Below are 18,793 nucleotides of genomic sequence, written 5' to 3'. Positions count from 1 at the left end.
GCAGGTTGCCGAGCATCATCGACGCCGAAACAGGCGAGCGCATCGACGTGCTGCCCGGCCGCGAGGCCGCTGGTCTGGAAGCCTGGCTGCTCGAGCACCCCGGCGTCGAGACCGTCTGCCGGGACGGCTCGGCTACCTATGCCGAGGCGATCCGCCGGGCCCTGCCCGACGCGGTGCAGGTCAGCGACCGATGGCACCTGTGGCGGAATCTGTGCGACAAGGTCCTGGCCGAAGTGCGGGCCCATGCCTCGTGCTGGGCCACGGTCAACCCGGCCCGCCCCGGCGGGGTCCACGAGCAGACGATCCGCGAGCGCTGGCACCAGATCCACGATCTCCTCGGACGGGGCGTCGGACTGCTGGAATGCTCCCGCCGCCTCGACCTGGCCCTGAACACCGTCAAGCGCTACTCCCGCATCCCCGAACCCCCGGCCGACCGCATCGCGCCCCGCTACCGGACCACCTTGGTCGACCCCTACCGCGAGCACCTACGGATCCGACGTGCGACCGAGCCCGCAGTCGCCGTCACCCAGCTGTTCCACGAGATCAAAGCCCAGGGCTACACCGGCAGCCACAACCTCCTGGTCCGCTACCTCACCCAGGGACGAGCCGAGGGAAACCGGCCGGTGATCACCCCGCGCCACGCGACCCGGCTCTTGCTCACACACCCCGAACACTTGTGGACCAATGACACCCCACCTCACCGAATGGATCGCCGACGTCCGTGCAGCCGACCTGCCCCACCTACACAGCTTCTGCAACGGCCTGGAACTCGACCGCGCCGCAGTCAACGCCGGCCTCACCCTGCCCCACCCCAACGGCCGCACCGAAGGCGTCAACACCCGCACCAAACGGATCATGAGTCAGATGCATGGCCGAGCAGGATTCGACCTCCTCCGCCACCGCATCCTCCTGTCGTGACAACGGAACGTCACCACCGACTACGGAACAGAGCCGCTCGTTTGACAGACCCGCCGGCCGATCACCGCAGTTGTTCGTAACTGTCCCTTCTCCGAACTACTGAGGGTGCCCCTTGATCAGGTGACGGAACGAACAGTCCCGAGGGGAAGGGTAGGTATGGGGCCGAGCAACGGCTGCGAACGGCACGGGTGTTAGTTTCCTTCCCGTGTTGGAACACCAGGGCGAGACCAGGACGGCCTACGACGGGGTTGTCGAGCTGTATGCGTCAATGTTCGCTAATCGGTTGGAGACACAGCCGTTCGCGCGAAACATGATCGGCACCTTCGCCGAGCTCGTGCGTGGGACGGGGAACCTGCGGACAGCCGACGTCGGGTGCGGGCCCGGACATCTGACGGCCATGCTGCACGACTTGGGGCTGGACGCCTTCGGGCTCGACCTCTCCCCGGCCATGGTCGACCACGCCCGGCGGGCCCATCCGGCGCTGCGGTTCGACGAAGCGCGAATGGAGGCCCTGCCGGTCGAGGACGGCGCGCTCGGCGGAGTGCTGGCCCACTACTCGATGATCCATACCCCGCCTGGGGAATTGCCCGCGCTGCTCGCCGAGCAGGTGCGTGTCCTGGCACCAGGGGGCCTGCTCCTGGTGTCGTTCTTCGGGACCGAAGGACCGGAGCCGGTCCGCTTCGATCACAAAGTGACGCCCGCCTATAGTTGGCCGGCCGAGCGGTTTGCCGAGTTGCTGGCCGGGGCCGGGCTCGTCACGGTTGCTCGGTTGCTCCACGACCCGGCCTCCGAGCGGGGCTTCCTCGACGCTCATTTGTTGGCCCGCCGCCCCTAGAGCGTGCCCCGTGGCCTGGAACGGAGTGGTGTAGATCCGCGTGGATGAAGTTCGTCTGAAGCGCCATGTGCGGGACTGGTTCACTGCTCGCCGATAGCCTCCAGGATCGCGCGGAGACGCGACAAGCATTCGCTGACGAAAAGGGGATAGGTGCCCCAGTAGTACGACACCCCGCTGACTCCGACAGCGATGGCCCACGCCCGGGCACGCAGCCATGTCACGTCGTCGAGGCTTGTGGCGTCCCAGTACGCCTGTCGAGCCCCAGGTGGAAAATCCCACAGAGGCGAGTGTTCGGCGTCGGGAAAGCCGACTGAGAGGCCTCCGAAGTCGATGACGGCGTGCAGCTTCCCCTGCTGGACCAGAAGGTTGGTGGGTTTGAGGTCTCCGTGGAGCCACACATGGCAGGCAGAAGGCTCGGGCAGGGTGAGCGCGCTCTGCCACAGGTGTTGCAGATGCGCGATGTCGAGGTCGAGTCCCTGGATCGTTCGACAGTTGTCGAAGCACCCGCTGATCCACCGGTCACAAGCGTGCAGGCCACCTCCGCGGTACCAGCTGAGCCCGTCCTGGCGAGTGGCTCCCATGAGGGGGATGGAATGCAGGCTCTGCACGATCGTTGCCAGGTCACCTCCGAAGGCGGCCCAGTCTCTGACCGATCCCGGACCGGCTTCCTCGCCATCGATCCAGCGGTACACCGACCAGGCGAGCGGGAATGCGGAACTCGGCGTGCCGTTGTGCACCGGCTCCGGGATGCGACAGGGAAGATCTGGCGCCAGCCGTGGCAGCCAGGTCTGCTCTTTCCGTACGGCCTTCGCGTTGTCCGGGGTGCGCGGTAGCCGAAGGAGCAGTTGGTCGCCGAGCCGGTACATCGTGTTGTCCGTGCCCGCACCGGCCGGCGATATGGGGAGGTCGGCCCACTCCGGTCGCTGTTCCCGCAGCAGTGACCGGACGACCGTCTCATTCACACGGATCTCGTTCTCATGAAGTGTCACGGTGAGAGCCTTCTGCCCAGGCTTCGCCGCCGCCAGTCATTTTCCCGAGGCGGCCGCTGTACGTACCTCGATCCCTTGAGGATCTGCCAGGCCAGGTGAGACCGAGTGAGACTCTGCCAGCTTCAGCTCGACCGGACAGTAACTCTGCGTAGGTTGATCACTCTCTGACGTCGGCTCGCCAACTATCGCGAACATCCGCCAACTATCGCGAACAGTCACAACAGGAAGGAGGGGGAGAGTTCTCCTTCCTCAGCGCTGGACTCTGTCCACAGGGCCGCCAACAGAGGCTCCTCTTGAGCCGCCTCGATCAGCGGGGCGGCCCGTCGCTGAGGAGCTGTCATGCCCGAGAACACCGTCACCGCGCCGCTCGCCCCGATGGAACTGGAGGACGTCGCCGCCGCCTTCGCCTACATCCGGGCGTTGCAGGCCGACGACATCGACACCGCCCGCGCGGTCGCCGACGACACGGGCCCGGAGCTGCACCGGCTGCTCCTGGACGTCGCCGCGCGCGTCATCATCCCCATCACCGCCGCGGACGACTGCGACGGGGCGCCGTGCGCGCACTCCTTCCTGGCAGCGGCACTCGGCCGGCTCCTGCTGGAGCTCCTCTGCCACGGCGAGTGCCTGGCCAATGCGCCGGGCGTCGCCGCGACCATCGTCCGGTTCACCGAGAACATCCTCACCGGGGACCAGGGCGACGTCGCCGACGTCCTGCGCCAGTTGGAGGCCGCGGGGATGGAGCAGGCGATGGAGGCGCACCCCACCACCGCGTAGAACGCGTCCGGGACGGCGGTGGTGCTCATCGCGGGCGCACCACCGCTCCGCGCCGCGTGCCTGGGGGCGCCACCGCACCGGGCGCACGGCGTGCGGGCCCTCTATCACACACCCCCTTGACCACGGCCTGACCGGCGACCGGAACGTGCTCTGGCAAGGAGAAACGCGCCGGGCCGTACCTGGTCAAGGGGTCGGCCGCCGGTACAGGCCACCGGGAGTGGAACGGAACATCGTGACGCGTGCGGGAGTGGAACCCACCGGGTGAAACCCACGCGGTACCGCCGGACCATCACCGATCTGGTGAGCAGGGACGAGCAAGTGATCTGACCTGGGATGGAGAGTGGAACTCACCATGCGGTGGGGAGTGGAACTTCCCGGCAGTGGGTGGGGCCAGAACATCCCGTTCCTCATCCCGGTCCGGGCGAACCCATTCCTCCGGGCCCGGAGAAGACCGCCCTGGCCGGCGGGTCCTCTCCGTCCGCAGTCCCGGTTCCGAGGGCCCGGCGGGTGCTTGCCGTGGCAGCCAGATGGGATCCGACCACCCCGCGCGCTCGTAGGTCGTCGAGGTCGGGCAGGCGTATGCCGGGCAGTGCGTCGATGATGTCGGCTTCGGCTGCGCGGATACTGCTGGGCCCGGAAGCTTGGGGGCCTGCGCCAAGGACGCGGCGAGTGGTCACAGAGATCATCGTAGGAGCGCGAACCGTCACGCAGACTACGAACAACGCTGCCGCCCGGCGCCCTCCCGTGTCCCAAGGCCAGGACGTGCGGCATGATCGGGCGCTGCCGGACCGGCGAAGACTCCTCGCCGGTCCGGCGCTCCCTTTGCGGCCCCTGCGGTCTGCCCCGCCGCCCCCTGCACCGGAGCGGATTCCAACCCGGCCTTCCGGTCGTTCCAACGAGCACACGATGGTGGAAAAGCCCTCGCCCACGTGAGCTCGGCCAGAGCGTCACCAGTTCCACCTGCTGCTCGAACCGGGGCCGGTTTCAAAAACTAGCCCGCGCACGAGGCGTGCAACCGCGCGGCTTCGACCGTGATCCAGCCGTACTGATGCCAGTGGCCGAGCTCCAGTTCCAACGGTCGTTCCAGTTGGAGAATGGCTGTTCAGCGCGTTCCAACTTTCAGGCATGGCACTTCTCGCTGTCGTCAGTGCCGACGATGAGAGGAGCAGCGGCGCGCAACGTGTGCGGTGTGGAACATCGTGCCGAACGGGACGCAGGGGAGTGGCGGCCATCGTCATTCGGAGCACCAAAGTGGGCTCCATTCGGTGGCGCCCACTCGGTGGACGAGGCCCGGCATCGTCACCACAGCCAGGCGGTGGAGTGCCGCACCCGGGACAGGGCGCGGGCATCGCGACGCGCGGCGGCGTTGCCGATCCGGTTCTGCCGGGGGCGGGGCCGACGGGACTCCCCGGCGGCGAGGCGGCGTTTCCCGGCGTCCTGGAGCCGACGCCGCTGCGTGTGCGGCTCCAGCTTCTTCGCCGCTTTGGACTTGTGCTTTCGGGGCCGCTTCCAGACCGGCTGCCACCCCAGGTCCTCGTCGAGTTCGGGCTCCTGGTCCTCGTCGAGCGCGGCGGCCATCTGCTCGCGGGCGGCTCGGGCGCGGGCGAGTGCGTCGTCTCCGGCGACGTTCGGGCGCCAACCGCTGGTCAGCTGCCGGCGCCCGTACTTCGCTATCCGTGGTAGGTGATGTAGCCGTTGCCGTCACGGTCGTTGGACTTCTTGGTGTACGAGTGCACGTCCGCACGGGCGCCGGAGGGCTTGTACAGGTAGATAGTGTCCTTGTCGTTGTTCCAGATGAAGTTGCAGTTCTGCCGGTAGACCACGTTCTTGGCGTCGGAATCGGTGCCGTAGTTGCCACGCAGTTTGATGTAGTTGCCGGGCTGCAGCTTGTGGGTCGCCGGGAAGGTGAACCTGTTGCCGGCAGCGTCCTTGACGACGTAGCCCTTCAGGTTCACGGTCGCGGTGCGCGAGTAGTTCTTGATCGTCAGGTACTCGTGCTTCGTGTTACCACCGGAGCACTTGTTGGAGTCCGAGCCGGGGGCGTCGTACTGAACACCCTTGATCTTCAAGGCCGAGGAGTACTCGGCGGCCTGCGCCGGAGCGGCGGCCGCGAGGCCGAGGGCGAGAACCGAAGCGGCGGTAGCAGCGGCGGTCAGGGCACGACGGACATGCATGAGGAGTCCCCCCTCAATGGTGCGAATGTAGCGTCCAGGAGACTATCGAGACCTGTGACCTTCTGGTGAAGGAACAGGGAAGAATACCCGCACGCGACTTGAGGTGCTGAAAGACAGCTCACAGACCTCAGCCGGCAATGTGCCCGTGCGATGCAAGATGGGCGCGGTCTCCGGACAACACTGCTGCTCGGAGTGTGCGCGCGCAGCACCTATCCTCAGCGCTCGACCCCAGACGAACAGCCAGGCCGCCGCCACCAACTGCACGAGGGTAGATGTACTGCTCCGTCGCCCAAACGACCTACAGCTCACAGCGATGACCGACATCTCACCGGCCAGATCCAACCTGAGGATCGTGGCCGCTCCTGACGCTCGCGGGATGACGCTCCACTGACCGACCTGCTCGAGAATTTCCGGGAGACATTTTCCCGCGGGCCGCACCAGTCAGGACGCCGGACAGCCGGTCTGGACCACCTCGGCCTCCCATTCACTCTGGGCGCGGCCGAGGCCCAGCACACATCGCGATGTCGTAGGTGCGGGGACTCGGCGGGGCGCGCGATCCAGCTATCCCGTGCAACCTTTTAGACTGCACTAATTTTTCGCATGTAAAAACATTAGAGGTTGCTTCCTGGTCGCCAGGGCACCCTCCCCGTATGGCCACAGACACGACAGCACGCGAGCGCGGCGATCGAGGGCGGAGCGAAAAAGGGCCGATCACGGTCGGCACGAAACGAAGGCCCACTGTTCCAGGTCCGCTCTTCATCGTCGGAAGCGTCATCAGCATTCAGGTCGGCCAAGCCTTCGGCAAACAATTGTTCGGTGCCGTAGGGCCCCTGGGCGTCATCTTTCTCCGGTTGGCCTTCGCCGCGCTGGTGCTCTGTGCGATATGGCGGCCGACGCTGCCGAGGAGTTGGCGCGAAAGGGGCCTGATCGTCGCCCTGGGGACCTCGATCGCCGGAATGAACGTCATCTACCTCGCCTTGGAGCGCCTTGATGTCGGGGTCGCGGTCACGCTGCAGTTCCTGGGGCCGCTGGTGCTCGCATTGGCCGGATCGCGGCGCATCATCGACTTCCTGTGGGCACTTCTTGCGTGGCTCGGTGTTTTTCTCTTCGCCAACCCCGGAGGAGACGGCGGGCTCTCGATTTCCGGCACGGTATTCGCTCTGGTGTCCGGCGCCTCAATGGCGATCTACGTGGTGCTGAACAAGCGCGCCGGCGCCAGGACCTCCAACGGCGACTACCTCGCGTACGCCGTCGCATGGGCCGCGGTGCTGTCCATGCCGACCGCCGTGTGGCAGGGCGGCTCGGCGATGCTTCAGCCGTGGGTCCTGGCGGCGGGGCTCGGGGTCGCGCTGCTGTCCGCGGCCATCCCCTACACGCTCGACATGGCGGGACTGCGCAGGCTGCCTCCCCGGACCGTGGCCGTGCTCCAGAGTCTGGAACCGGCCGTCGCGGGGCTGGCCGCCGTGGTGGTGCTGGGAGAGATTCTCACCGGTACGCAGTGGCTGGCCATCGGCTGCGTGGTGCTGGCCTCAATGGGAACCGTGACCACTCCGCGGAAGAGGCCGAAGGAGTGACGAGGATCAGCCGGCCACGGCTTTGAGCGGCCACGGCGATGAGCGGGCGCGCCTTGCGAGGAGCGCCCGCTCGGTCCGCTATCGGGGCGCCGGGGTGAAGTCGCGGTTGCCCAGATACTGCGGCCTGGGCCGAGGAGCCGCGAAAGGCTCTTCCAGGGTGTTCTCCGTGCTGTTGTAGACGATGAAGATGTTGGACCGCGGGTAGGGGGTGATATTGCCGTTGGACCCGTGGAGGATATTGCAGTCGAACATCACCGCGGACCCGGCCGGACCGGTCACCTGCTGGATACCATGCCGGTCGGCCATGCGGATCAGGCTGTCGTGATCGACCGATCCGACCGTGAGCCGGTGCACCCGCAGGGACTCCTTGTGGTAGTTGTCGGGCGTCTCCCCCACGGAGGGGATGAACGTTTTGTGGGAACCCGGCATGACCATGAGCGGCCCGTTGAAGGGGTGGTTGTCGGTGAGGCCGATGGAGATGCTGAAGGCACGGGGTCGAGGCATACCGTCCTCCGAGTGCCACGTCTCGAAGTCCGAGTGCCAGTCAAACTCCGCGCCGCCGAACGCGGGCTTGTAGTTCACGCGGCTCTGGTGCACGTACACATCGGAGCCGAGCACCTGCCGGGCGATATCCGTCAGACGCGGTGAGTGGATGAGCTCCGCGAAGACAGCGCTGATCTTCTGCGCTTCGAATATCGAACGGATCTCGTCGGAGTCGGGCTCACGCACCACCCGCTCGGTGCCCCGAAGCGTCTCGTCCTCGTTCAGCCGGCGCAGTTCGGCGAGGTAGTGCTCGACCTCCTGCGGGCTGAGGAGGTTCTCCAGGACCAGGTATCCCTCGCTGTCGTACCGGGCAAGGCGGGCGCGGTCGAGCGGACCGGTGGCGGTCGACCAGACGGTGGGGTCCTGGCGGGGTTGGGGGCGCGGCTCCGAGACGGTTCGCGTGGGGTAGAGGTCCGTGCGCCGGTGGGTGGTCGTCGTCATGTCTTCCTCCTTGGGCGAGGCGTGCAGGGGCTGGAGATGGGCATGGAGGTCGTGTACTAGTTGAGTCATGATCGATCTGCGGCGTCTGCAAGTGCTCAGAGCTGTTCACCAGCACGGGACGGTCACGGAGGCGGCGGCGGTGCTGCACCTGACGCCTTCTGCCGTTTCCCAGCAGATCCAGTCGCTGTCCAAGGACCTGAAGGTGGTGCTGCTCGAACGGCACGGCCGGCGGGTGCGGTTGACGCAGGCAGCTCACGCTCTCCTGCGCCACGCTGACGCCCTATACGCCCAGTGGGAGAGCGCCACCGCGGAACTGGCCGCCTTCGGGCGGGGCGCGGGCGGGGTGCTGCGCATGAGCGCGTTCCCGACGGCGTTGTCGGCACTGCTGATTCCAGCGGCGCTTTCCATACGGGAGGAGTTCCCGGCCATGAGGGTCGAGATGAGCGAAGCGGAGTCGTCCGCCTGCTTCGACCTGCTGCTGAGCGATCGCATCGACATCGCGCTGGTCGTACCTCTGCCCGGCAACCCGACCCCCCGGGACCAGCGCTTCGATCAGCGCCCGCTCGCCGAGGATCCACAGGATCTGATCGTCCCGGAAGGGCACCCACTGGCCGGGCGCGGTCCCGTCGAGCTGGCGGAAGCGGCGTCGGAGGCGTTCGTCGCCGCTCCCGACAGCATCGACCAGCACCAGCTGATCCTGGCGGCGTGCCAGGCGGCCGGGTTCTCGCCGCACATCGAACACCGGGCGCAGGAGTGGAACGCCATCCTGTCGCTGGTGGCCCATGGTTTCGGGGTGAGTCTGCTGCCACGTCTGGCCCCGATCCCGGCCGGTGTGCCCGTTGTCCGGGTCCCGCTGCGCGGCGCCCCGGTACCCGCCAGGCGTCTGGTGACCTGTATCCGCATGGGCAGCCATGAACAGCCGGCAGTGGCCCGCGGCCTGGCGGCGCTGCGCGGGGCGGCCGGGGCCCGGGACGGCATCAGCGTACTGACCGGACGGTGACCCTCCTGCCGCAGTCATGACGCGGACGGGCCGGGGTGCGTGCGGTGCTGATGGTAGACGAGTGGCGTGTGTTCGATACGGTGCCCGCTCCAGGTGACCCTTCCCACCACGAGGACGTGGTCCAGGGCCTGCTGGACCGTTTCGACGGTGCAGACCACCGCGGTCGCGGCGTGCGTGAGGACCGGTTGGCCGTGGCGCAGGGCATGGGGGACGTCGTCGAAGCGACGGCGGGGATCACCGCTCGCGAACTGCTGGGTCAGTGTGCGCTGGTTCCAGCTGAGGGCGTTCACGGCGAAGGCCCGCTGTTCCACGATGTGCCGCAGTGTCTGGCTGGTCGCGGCGAGGGAGATCAGCATGCTGGGCGGATCCATCGACAGGGAGATCACCGCGCTGGCGGTGCACCCGACGGGTCCGGTGTCGCCGGAGGTGGTGATGACGGTGACGCAGGTGGGCAGGTGGGCCATGGCGGAGCGGAAGGCGTCGGTGGTGTCCGTGCGTCCGTCTTCGCGCAGCGGGGTGATCACGGGTTTTGTCTCCCTCGTCTAGTTGCGGGTGGCGGCGGGCTCCAGGGCGGTGGCGATCGCTCCGCGGTCGACCTTGCCGTTGGCGTTCAGCGGCAGAGTGTCGAGCCGTGTCACGGAGGACGGCACCATGTAGGCCGGCAGCCGCTGCAGGAGCTCCTCCTGAACGAAGGACACTTCGCTTTCGCCGACGTACGCGGCGCGGAGTTCCACCTGCGGGCCGGGGCTGGCCGCCACGACGATCGCCTCCTGGACTCCGGGCCTGGCGCGCATGGCGGCCTCGATCTCGCCGAGCTCTACCCGGTAGCCGTGGATCTTCACCTGCTGGTCGAGGCGGCCCAGGTGCAGGAGCACGCCATCGTGCAGCCGAACGCAGTCGCCCGTGCGGTAGAACCAGTTGTCGCCGGGCGCCGTGCGGCCGTCCGACCGGAAGGTCTCGGTGCTCTGCGGGTCGACGAAGCGTCCCGTGTCGGCTGTCGGGTCGAGGTAGCCGGGAAACCGCTGCGGGCCACGGGCGACGAGTTCGCCCTCCTCCGCCGGGCGCAGGCTCTCGTCCAGTACGGCGATATCGTGGTGGGGGTGCGCGTATCCGATCGGCACCGTGCCGTTCGGTGTCTCGGGCCAATCGGCCGGCTCGGCCGGCAGGCGGTACTCGGTGCACGTGACGGTGAGTTCGGTGGGACCGTACAGATTGACGATCTCGCTGTGTGGCGCCGCGGTCCGCCAAGCACGGGCCTGGGTGAGCGTGAGCGCTTCTCCGGCGAACAGGCTGTGGCGCAGCGTGGGCATCGACGAGGGTTTCAGGCGGCGCAGCCGCGACGCGAGAGAGATGACCGAGGGCACGGAGAACCAGTGGCTCAGGGCCTGGTCGTTGACGAAGCGGACCGGATCCAGGAGGTCCTCCCGGCTGGGGACGACGAGGGCCGCCCCCGTGCTCCAGGCACAGAACATGTCGAAGACCGACGGGTCGAAGGTCAGGTCGAAGGTCTGCGACAGCCGGCTCCCGGGGCCGATGCCGTAACGCCCGTGCATGTGGCGGATGTAGGCGGCGGCGTTGCGGTGGAGCACGGGCACGCCCTTGGGCGCGCCGGTGGAGCCGGAGGTGAACAGGATGTACGCCGGGTCGTCCGGGCCGGCGGCGAGCGCTGTGAATGCGTGAGGGCCGCAGCAGGAAGCCAAAAAGCCGCTGTCGAAGTCGAGGACGGGCCCGAGGCCGCCCACCTCGTGCGCAGCTCCTTCGTCCGCCACGATGAGGTCGAGCCCGGCGGCCGACGCGATGGCGGCGTTGCGTGCGGAGGGAAAGGCCGGGTTGAGCGGAACGACCGTGGCTCCGGCCAGGTGGACGCCGAGATAGCCGGCGTAGCTGGTGACGCTCCGGTCGGCGAGCAGCCCGATGCGGGAACGCGGACCGATCCCTTCCGCCTGCAGGGCGTTGCCTACGTGCTCCGCCGCGGCCGTCAGTTGTGCGTAGTCCAGGCGGTGTGCGCCTGTCACGAGTGCCTCACGGTTCGGATGGGCGGCTGCCGTTCCGAGGAAGCGGTCATGGATGGTTCGGTGGCTGGCCACGGGTGCTCCTTGTCTTCCTGGAGAAGGACCGACCGGGCCAAGTCCTCCGCCCGCGCCAGGTCGTGGACGGCGGTCTCGAGCAGTGAGTCGCGCGGACGGCCCCGCCGGGCCGAGTTGATCGCGAAGCGCAGCGTCCTGGGCAGCCCTGACCAGCGGGTCAGGGCCTGGCGCAGCGCTTCGTCGTGTTCCTGGGGACGGCTGCGCCCTGGGGCATCGAGGGCGCGGCGGTACTTGTACTGGTGATGACGTGACGCGGCCCAGAGGTCCTCCAGGAGCGTCGGCTCACCGGGGTTCGTGCCGGCGGTTCGCAGGTGCTCCAGCAGGTGGCCGGCAATGTGCTCGGGGTCGGTGCACCAGGTGCCCTCGTCCGGTACACGGCTGGAGGTGTCGGCGCGGACCCGGGTGAACCAGTGGCGGGTTCCCTTGGGCGGTGCGGCCAGAGTGCGGCCGAACACTTCGGCGGTGCGCCGGCGCTGGACCGGACTGTAGTGGTCGTCCGTGGTGAACAGGGCGGCCATGGAGGCGTCGGTTACCCAGCCGCTGAAGGACAGTTGCTCCTGTCCGTTGGGGAACAGGCCGGTGAAGTGGTCGTGCAGGTACCAACGGCCGTTTCCCCGGGCGGTCGCCACCAGGAAGTGGGGGGCCGGTTCCTGGCCGGGCGGTGCCCAGGGCAGCCGGGCGGCGTCCGCGGCGAACAGCGCCCGGCCGTACGTGTGGACCTCCTCGGCCAGTCCGGCGAGCGCCTCGGCCAGAGGCTCGGCCCCCGCGGGACGCAGGGCGGTGCCGTCCGGCAGCCGGTCCAGGCCGGCGGCGTGGTGCCGGAAGACCAGCGGTACGGACGTGGGCGAGGGCTGGACGGCGAGTCGGGTGGACCGCGCGACGCGGTCGGGTGCGCTGGGGTCCTCTTCGGCCAGGTAGGCCAGGAGAGCGCTGGTATAGCAGCTCAGAGCGGCTTCGTGGGCGCTCGTGGCGTGGGTGGCAGCGCTCGGTTGCGCGACGCCGGATCGCTCGGTCACGGTCCCTCCTCTCCCTCGGCAACGGGACGGCCGTAGGCCAGACAGGTGGGCAGCGGGCTCCCGATGTCGGTCAGATGGCGCCAGGTCAGCCGCCGCCAACGCCCTTCCCGCGCGCCGGGAGCCACATCGATGCGCCACGGGGCCCCGGCCAGTCCTGTGCCGAGTGCTTTCACGCATGCCTCCTGGGCGGTCCAGAGGTAGGCGAAGTGCAGAGCGCGTTCCTCGGGCGGGAGCCGTCGCAGGGCGGCGGCGGCTGAGGGGGAGCAGCATCGGCGCAGGAGGCCCTCGCTGGGTGGTGAGGGGGCCTGTATGTCGATCCCGACCGGCTGGTGGGCGACGGCCGCGGCCACGGTGTCACCGCTGTGGGAGATGCTGACCGACAGCCGGGGATGGCCGGGTACGCAGGGCGGGCCGCCCGTCCGGGATCGCAACGGTGTGTGCGAGGGGAGCCCGAGGCTCTTGCTGAGCAGGGTGCGGGCGAGGGCGCGCCCCGCCAGGTGCTCGCGGGCCCTCCAGGGGGGCATGGTGCGTGAGGCGGGGCTGATGTCGGCGGACCTCAGGGTGTTCAGTGCCGCCGGTATGGAGGCAACCGCGAGGTGCAGTCCGGGTCGCGGGGTGAAGGTGGTGATCACGACGGGCACTCCCGTACCCCCAGGAGCGTGTCGGCGTGGTCGGCGATCAGTTCCCGGAGGGTGTGGCTGGTGCCGCCCGCGATGCCGAACATCGCCGCTTCGGTACGCAGATGGTGCAGGCCCGTGTGGGTGAAGGCGCGAGCCCCCTGGAGCTGCGCGCACATGTTCAGCACCTGTTCCAGGGTTTCCGCACCGGCCGCCTTGAGCACGGCGGTGGTCACGGTGGGTTTGAGGTGGTCTGTGGCGGGGGCGCTTGCCTGGTCGCACAGGGCCTGTAGGCGTTGTGCACCGAGCAGCGCGGCGGCCATGTCATGCCGCACCGCGGCGTGGGCCCACTGCGGGCCGTCGGCGATGCGGCGCTCGGTCAGCATGCGGTACGTCGCAGCCAGGACCCGGCGGGTCAGGGCATCGGCCCAGAGGCCGCTGGCCAGCCGCTCCGTGGTGATGCGGCGGGTGAAGGCGGCGAGTCCGCGGGAAGGTGAGCCGATGATGTGGTCGGTGGGCAGCCGTACCCCGTCGAAGTGCAGCGAACCGACTCCGGAACCGCTGAACCACAGGGTGTCGGTGGGGTCGGCGCGTACGCCCGGTGCCGTGAGCGGCACCAGCAGCAGGGAGAAGTTGCTGAAGTGGTCTCCGGGGCGCCGTCGAGCCAGGACGAGAGCGTGATCGGCGGTGGTCGCGTTGACGATCCAGCGTTTGCCGCCGGTCAGGACAAGGGTGCCGCCGTCGGTTTCGACGCGGGTCCCCATGCCGGTGAGGTCCGATCCTGCGGCGTCGGCGTCGGTCGCCGCGAGCGCCAGCACGCATCGGCCTTCTTCCGCCTGCCGTGCGATGTCCGAGGGCGGCCCGCCGGGCGGCGCATCGCGCAGGAGTGGCAGGGCGGTCGCCGCCTGGACGCAGAAGCTGAGGGTGCTCGCCAGGGGAAGGGTGGCGTCGAGGACGGTCAGCGTCGTCCGCAGCGCGGCGGGGTCGAGCCCGTACCGGTCGTCCCGGGTTGATTCCTCGTACAGGGTGCTGAGGATTCCGGCGGTGCCGAGTGCCTTCCAAACGTCTCGCGCGGGTGTGGTGCCGTCCGCACCGATGGAGGCGAGCGCCTCCTCGACACGGGTGCGCAGATCCGGTGTCTCAGGCATGGGTGACCTCCTGGTCCATGAGGGTCATCGTCCCGTTTGCCAGGCGCAGCCGGTCGTTGCTGTAGTTCAGCGAGGCCGAGCGCAGATCGCGCCAGGCCCGTTCCAGGGCGAGGGGGGCGTTGCGCATGTATCCGTGGCGCAGTCCTGCGAGTTCGACGAGCTCGTCGACGGCGGCGAAGCACTGTTCGGATGCGGTGATCTTGACAGTGTTCATCAGGAGCTGCGCGGGGGGCGTCGCGGGGTCGCGGGCCGCCTCCTGGTAGGCGGTCGCAGCGTACCGGATCAGGGCGTGCGTGGTCTCCAGGCGCTGTCGGACGGTGGCGAGCCTGGTGAGGAGTAGTTCGCTGCTCATGTCGCGGCGTTTTCGCTCCTCGGGGCTGCGCAGCCAGGAGACGGTGCGGGACAGGGCGCCTGTTGCCGTGCCCAGCCAGCAGGACGACCAGCCGAGGTGGGCCATGGGGGCGAAGGTCCGCACAGTGATGTCACGAAAGCTGCCGTGCTCCCCCACGACCTGGTGCGGGGGGACGGAGCCCCGCAGGCGCAGGGGGAGGCTGTGGGTGCTGCGCATGCCCAGCGGGTCCCAGTGCCCTGTGGGGGCGGCGTCGAGCTGCGACCGGTCGGCGTAGATGAGGGAGACCTGGTGGGGGGAGGTTGCGCCCGGGGCCTGTGTGGTGATCAGGAAACCGTCGGCGTGCGTCCCTCCGGTGACCACGGGGGCCGCCCGGTCGATGTGGAGGCGGTCCGCGCCGGCGGTAAGGGGGGTGTCGGAGGTGAGCAGGTGCCCCCCGGTGCCGGCCTCGGTGGTGACTGAAGCGAGGTAGACCTCGCCCCGGGCGACGGCGGGGAGAAGTTCCTCGCGCAGCCGCGGTGCTGCGTGGTGGACGAGGGCGGCGACCTGTTGGCAGTGCATGGCGAAGATCATGCCGACCGACATGCACTCGCGTGACAGTTTGGCGGCGATGTCGAGCATGTCGGTGAGGGTGCCGCCGAGCCCGCCGTACTCCACCGGGACCAGGAGGCCGAGGAGCCGGCTTCGGCGCAACTCGGTCAGGGCGGCGGTGGGGAAGGACGCTTCCTCGTCGGTCCGGGTGGCATGCTGCCGGACTGTTGCGAGGAGCGCGTCGAGGTCCGGGGTCGCGCCGTCGCCCGGGCCGGGGAGCGGGGCCGTGTGACCGAGCTGATCGAAGGTGGTCATCGGCGATCACGCTGCCGAGCTGGTGCGCGCCTGGTCGACGGCGCGCCAGAGGTGTTCGGCGGTGGAGAAGGTGACGTCGTTGAGCTGTTCGTCGTCCAGGCTGACCCCGTAGCGGTCCTCGATGTCGAACATCACCTCGATCGCCTGCATGGAAGTGAGCCCCAGGTCGCGCAGGGAGGCGTCGGCGGCCAAGGGCTTGCCGGTCGGCAGGAAGCGCAGGTGCGGGCGGAGGAGATCGGTGAAGCCGCTGTCCATGAGTGAGGTCCTTTCTGTGGTGGTTCAGGCAGGCTGCACGAGGTCGGCGCGGTGCACGTCCAGGCGGCTGGTCCCCACGTGCTCGGGGCCGTCCACCACGACTTCGTCGGGCAGCGGATGGCCCAGGAAGAGCACGAGGCTGGCGTGCAGTCCGTAGGCGCCGACATTCGGCACGCTCAGTACGTCGCCCGGCTCCACCGGTGGCATGGGTGTCGAGCGGGCCCAGGTGTCCAGGGGGGTGCAGAGCGGGCCGCAGAGCATGGCGGTGGTTTCCTCCGGCGTTCCGTCACGACCCGCGCTGGGGCCCTGCATATGGGGGCGGATCACCGGCACCCGTCGCAGGCCTGACATCCCGCCGAGGTGGTGGATGCCCGAGTCCATGACGATCACCCGGTGCTCGTGCGCCTGCTTGACGTCCAGGACACGGGTATGGAGGCGCCCGCACGTGGCGGTGAGATAGCGGCCTGACTCGAAGGCGATGGCGGGTTGTTGTTGGCGCCAGTCGGGGAAGGCGCCGTCGAGCCGGCGTGCGAGCCGTTCGGCCAGTCCGGGGAATACCGGCAGCGCCCCGTCGTGTGCGTACGGTGCGCCGAAGCCCCCTCCCAGGTCCAGTACCCGCAGCGGTACGCCGAGGATGCTCTGCACGCGTGCCGCGGTATCGATGGCGACGGTGAACTGCTGGGTGAGGGCGTCCTCGTCGTACAGGTTCGTGGCCAGGTACAGGTGCAGCCCCTCGAAGCGGGCGTGGGCCCGGCTGGTGAAGCCAGCCGCATCCGCCTCGATGGCGGCGATGTCGGCTCCGAACGGTGAGGGCAGGCCGGTCATGGCCAGTCCGGCTCCGGGGGCGGCCGCGTCGGTGTTGACCCTCAGCAGGAAACGGGCCGGTGTGCCGTTGCGGGCGGCTGCCGAGTCAAGCTGGCGTGCCGCGCGCGCGGAGTCCAGTGAGAAGGAACGGACTCCTGCGGCGAGGGCTGTGTCCAGGTCGCTGTCGCGCTTGCCGGGGCCCGAGTAGAGGATGTCGCCCGGGGGCACACCGGCTTCCAGGGCGGCCCTGAGTTCTCCGACGGAGCTGATCTCCGCGCGGCAGCCACGTTCGTGCAGGGTGGAGACGACGGCCGGATGGGGGTTGGCCTTGAGGGAGTAGTAGAGGTCGCTGGGCGCCGGAAGCTGGGCGCGAAGCTGATCATGCGCCGCGCGCACGGTCGACAGGTCGTAAACATAGGCGGGAGTGGGTCCCTGGTAGTCGACGGAGTCCAAGACGTCAGACACGCGATGCCTCCGGAGACAGCTCGGTGAGGCGCTTCTTGTCGATCTTGCCGTTGGCGTTCGTCGGCAGAGCCGGCAGCCGCAGACACCGGGGCGGTACCTTGTAGGCCTCGATCTCGGCGCGCAGGAGCCGGAGCACGTCCGTCGGCTCCGCTGCTCCGGCGGTGACGAGCAGCGCTTCGGGCCGGTCGTGCGTCGGCGGGAGGACCGCGGCGGTCTCCACACCCGGCAGCCTGCGGGCCGCCGCTTCGACCTCGATGGCACTCACCCGGAAGCCCTGCTGCTTGTAGACGTCGTCGCGGCGGCCGTCGAAATGCAGGTATCCGTCCTCGTCCACGAATCCGTAGTCCCCCGTGCGCAGTTCGGGGAAGAGGCCCTCGCGGCATACGAAGCGTTCGGCGGTCAGGTCCGGGCGCTTCCAGTAGCCCGCCATCACATGGGGGCCGCGGACCGTGATTTCCCCCGGTTGCCCGGCCGGCTGCCGCTCCCCCGCCTCGTCCACGGTGAAGACCTCGGTGCCGTCCAGGGGGCGGCCCACCGTGCCGGACCGTAGGAGGTCCTCGTCGGGCTCGAGGATCGATACGCGCTTGCATTCGGTGAGTCCGTACATCAGCTGGATCTTGAGGTCCGGCAGTGACCGGCGCAGACCGGTCAGTACGTCTCCCGGCATGGCGGCGCCCGTGTTGGTCATCAGCCTCAGCGGGGGCCTCTCGTTGTGGCGGCGCAGTAGAAGGCGCAGCAGTCCTGCGGCGAGCGGGGGCACGGCCGGCAATACCGTGGCGCCAGCGCGGTTCAGGTTCTTGAGGAACGCGGGGCCGGTCTCCGCAGCGGCCGCCAAGTGGAGATGGGCATCGGCCGCGGCAGCCAGGAAGACTTGGTACAGCCCGTAGTCGAAGGACAGCGGCAGGGCGTTGTAGATGACGTCGCGCTGCGCGTACCGCAGCCGCCGTGCAATGGCCCGCGTGGCGAAGACGACCTGCTCATGAGTGGAGACGACGGCCTTTGGCATGGCTGTGGTGCCGGAGGTGTAGATCAGGCACACCGGGTCCACCGGCACAGGTGAGGCCGTTCGGACCGGCGTCCCGGGTGCTGTGGCCGACAGCTGCGCCAGCTGGTCCAGGGTGGCGGTCAGCACACCCTGTTCCCGCGCGGCGGCCTGGCCGTCCGGGTCGGAGGTGACGAACAGTTCGGGGTCGCTGTCCCGCAGGATGTGCGCGAGGACGTCGCCCCGCACCTCCTCGTGGATCACGGAGAAGATCACACCGAGCCGGGATGCGGCGTACAGGACGACCGGTAGATGCAGGTTGCAGGTGCCGGTCAGGACCAGGCGGTCGCCCCGGCGTAGCCCGTGGTCGTGCAGTACATGGCTCATGCGGTGGCTGGCATCGGCCAGTTGCTCGTAGCTGAGGGTGGTTCCGCCGGCCGTGACAGCGGGTAGCCCGGGCGTCCTTCGGTGCCGGTCCAGCAGGTGGTGGAGCAGCTCAGTGCTCATCTCATGCCACCCGGGTGGCGGCCGAGTCGGCGGCGCGCGACGTGACGGCCGTCAGGCGATCGAGGTGGCGCAGATTCTCGAGGGTGAGGTCGGCCTCGTCGAAGGTGATGCCCAGGCTCTGCTCGAGCTCCTCCACGAGATCGACCATGCGGAACGAGCTGAAGGCGGGGTACGTGTCGAGCTTGGGCTGGGCGAGCAGCCGTGCCGGGGCCACTGCGAGGATGCGTGCGGCGTGTGCGAGGACGACGCCGCGTGCGGTGTCCTTGTCGGGCATGAGAACTCCCCTTTGGGGGCTAGGAGGGTTGACGTCAGGCGGTTTCGCGGACGGAGCGGGCCAGTGTGCGCAGCCCCTCGTCCAGTTCCTCGGGGGTGATGGTCAGCGGCGGCAGCAGCTTGACGACCTCGCTCTGCGGGCCGGAGGTCTCCAGCAGGAGCCCCAGCTCGAAGGCGCGGGCGCAGACCGCGGAGG

At 69.0% G+C, this 18,793-nt stretch carries 18 protein-coding genes and 2 pseudogenes; 5 read left to right on the top strand and 15 right to left on the bottom strand.

Annotated elements, in window-relative coordinates; translation table 11 throughout:
* Positions 1-14 precede the first annotated feature (14 nt).
* Both ABZ154_RS31285 and ABZ154_RS31280 read left to right on the top strand, forming a co-directional pair.
* Positions 15-918: pseudogene (locus tag ABZ154_RS31285) on the top strand (transposase); the annotation flags it as partial.
* Between the two features lie 205 nt (positions 919-1,123).
* The gene (locus tag ABZ154_RS31280; protein WP_030587128.1) at positions 1,124-1,753 is read left to right on the top strand and encodes a class I SAM-dependent methyltransferase; all 630 of its coding nucleotides are present in this window, start codon (positions 1,124-1,126) and stop codon (positions 1,751-1,753) included.
* A gap of 80 nt (positions 1,754-1,833) precedes the next feature.
* On the opposite strand, the gene ABZ154_RS31275 is transcribed toward ABZ154_RS31280, so the two are convergent.
* Positions 1,834-2,742, bottom strand: coding sequence for an aminoglycoside phosphotransferase family protein (locus tag ABZ154_RS31275; RefSeq protein WP_356837742.1), 909 nt, complete (start codon positions 2,740-2,742; stop codon positions 1,834-1,836).
* 339 nt (positions 2,743-3,081) lie between these two features.
* Between ABZ154_RS31275 and ABZ154_RS31270 the strand changes: the two genes are divergently transcribed.
* Positions 3,082-3,516, top strand: coding sequence for a hypothetical protein (locus ABZ154_RS31270; RefSeq protein WP_356837741.1), 435 nt, complete (start codon positions 3,082-3,084; stop codon positions 3,514-3,516).
* Positions 3,517-4,815: 1,299 nt separating this feature from the next.
* Here ABZ154_RS31270 and ABZ154_RS31265 read toward each other — a convergent pair.
* Positions 4,816-5,094 (bottom strand): hypothetical protein, encoded by a 279-nt coding sequence (locus ABZ154_RS31265; RefSeq protein WP_356837740.1) that lies wholly within the window; start codon positions 5,092-5,094, stop codon positions 4,816-4,818.
* 92 nt (positions 5,095-5,186) lie between these two features.
* Positions 5,187-5,690 carry a lamin tail domain-containing protein gene (locus ABZ154_RS31260; RefSeq protein WP_356837739.1) on the bottom strand — a complete coding sequence of 168 codons (504 nt, stop codon included), beginning with the start codon at positions 5,688-5,690 and terminating at the stop codon, positions 5,187-5,189.
* Between the two features lie 650 nt (positions 5,691-6,340).
* On the opposite strand from ABZ154_RS31260, the gene ABZ154_RS31255 reads away from it, so the two are divergent.
* Entirely contained in the window at positions 6,341-7,264 is a 924-nt protein-coding gene (locus tag ABZ154_RS31255) for an EamA family transporter (protein ID WP_356837738.1), read from the top strand.
* 78 nt (positions 7,265-7,342) lie between these two features.
* Here the strand turns inward: ABZ154_RS31255 and thpD are convergent, their stop codons facing one another.
* Entirely contained in the window at positions 7,343-8,248 is a 906-nt protein-coding gene (gene thpD, locus ABZ154_RS31250) for an ectoine hydroxylase (protein ID WP_356837737.1), read from the bottom strand.
* A 67-nt stretch (positions 8,249-8,315) separates the two neighbouring features.
* Here thpD and ABZ154_RS31245 point away from each other — a divergent pair, with 67 nt between their 5' ends.
* Positions 8,316-9,248 carry a LysR family transcriptional regulator gene (locus ABZ154_RS31245; protein ID WP_356837736.1) on the top strand — a complete coding sequence of 311 codons (933 nt, stop codon included), beginning with the start codon at positions 8,316-8,318 and terminating at the stop codon, positions 9,246-9,248.
* 14 nt (positions 9,249-9,262) lie between these two features.
* On the opposite strand, the gene ABZ154_RS31240 is transcribed toward ABZ154_RS31245, so the two are convergent.
* The 11 genes and pseudogenes from ABZ154_RS31240 to ABZ154_RS31190 form a co-directional block, all read right to left on the bottom strand.
* Complete coding sequence (locus ABZ154_RS31240) at positions 9,263-9,772, bottom strand: flavin reductase family protein (RefSeq protein WP_356837735.1); 510 nt, start codon at positions 9,770-9,772, stop codon at positions 9,263-9,265.
* A gap of 18 nt (positions 9,773-9,790) precedes the next feature.
* Positions 9,791-11,335, bottom strand: a complete 1,545-nt coding sequence (locus ABZ154_RS31235) for an amino acid adenylation domain-containing protein (protein WP_356837734.1) — start codon at positions 11,333-11,335, stop codon at positions 9,791-9,793.
* Entirely contained in the window at positions 11,260-12,351 is a 1,092-nt protein-coding gene (locus ABZ154_RS31230; RefSeq protein ID WP_356837733.1) for a hypothetical protein, read from the bottom strand. Before ABZ154_RS31230 ends, ABZ154_RS31235 begins: the two co-directional genes overlap by 76 nt.
* Positions 12,348-12,983, bottom strand: a complete 636-nt coding sequence (locus ABZ154_RS31225; protein WP_356837732.1) for a 4'-phosphopantetheinyl transferase superfamily protein — start codon at positions 12,981-12,983, stop codon at positions 12,348-12,350. The genes ABZ154_RS31230 and ABZ154_RS31225 overlap by 4 nt, the downstream gene beginning before the upstream one ends.
* Complete coding sequence (locus ABZ154_RS31220) at positions 12,980-14,116, bottom strand: acyl-CoA dehydrogenase (protein WP_356837731.1); 1,137 nt, start codon at positions 14,114-14,116, stop codon at positions 12,980-12,982. The genes ABZ154_RS31225 and ABZ154_RS31220 overlap by 4 nt, the downstream gene beginning before the upstream one ends.
* Positions 14,109-15,311, bottom strand: coding sequence for an acyl-CoA dehydrogenase family protein (locus tag ABZ154_RS31215; protein ID WP_356837730.1), 1,203 nt, complete (start codon positions 15,309-15,311; stop codon positions 14,109-14,111). Before ABZ154_RS31215 ends, ABZ154_RS31220 begins: the two co-directional genes overlap by 8 nt.
* A 6-nt stretch (positions 15,312-15,317) precedes the next feature.
* Positions 15,318-15,566 (bottom strand): phosphopantetheine-binding protein, encoded by a 249-nt coding sequence (locus ABZ154_RS31210; protein WP_356837729.1) that lies wholly within the window; start codon positions 15,564-15,566, stop codon positions 15,318-15,320.
* Positions 15,567-15,590: 24 nt separating this feature from the next.
* Positions 15,591-16,835 (bottom strand): alanine racemase, encoded by a 1,245-nt coding sequence (locus ABZ154_RS31205; RefSeq protein WP_356837728.1) that lies wholly within the window; start codon positions 16,833-16,835, stop codon positions 15,591-15,593.
* Entirely contained in the window at positions 16,828-18,324 is a 1,497-nt protein-coding gene (locus ABZ154_RS31200; RefSeq protein ID WP_356837727.1) for a class I adenylate-forming enzyme family protein, read from the bottom strand. Before ABZ154_RS31200 ends, ABZ154_RS31205 begins: the two co-directional genes overlap by 8 nt.
* Before the next feature lies 1 nt (position 18,325).
* On the bottom strand, positions 18,326-18,598 hold the full coding sequence (locus ABZ154_RS31195; protein ID WP_356837726.1) for a hypothetical protein: 273 nt from the start codon (positions 18,596-18,598) through the stop codon (positions 18,326-18,328).
* A gap of 34 nt (positions 18,599-18,632) precedes the next feature.
* Positions 18,633-18,793: pseudogene (locus ABZ154_RS31190) on the bottom strand (diaminobutyrate--2-oxoglutarate aminotransferase); the annotation flags it as partial.

The sequence above is a fragment of the Streptomyces sp. NPDC006261 genome (assembly GCF_040613515.1).
GTDB lineage: Bacteria > Actinomycetota > Actinomycetes > Streptomycetales > Streptomycetaceae > Streptomyces.
Note: the sequence above shows the minus strand (reverse complement) of the source record. Positions and strands in the feature narration are given on the sequence as shown.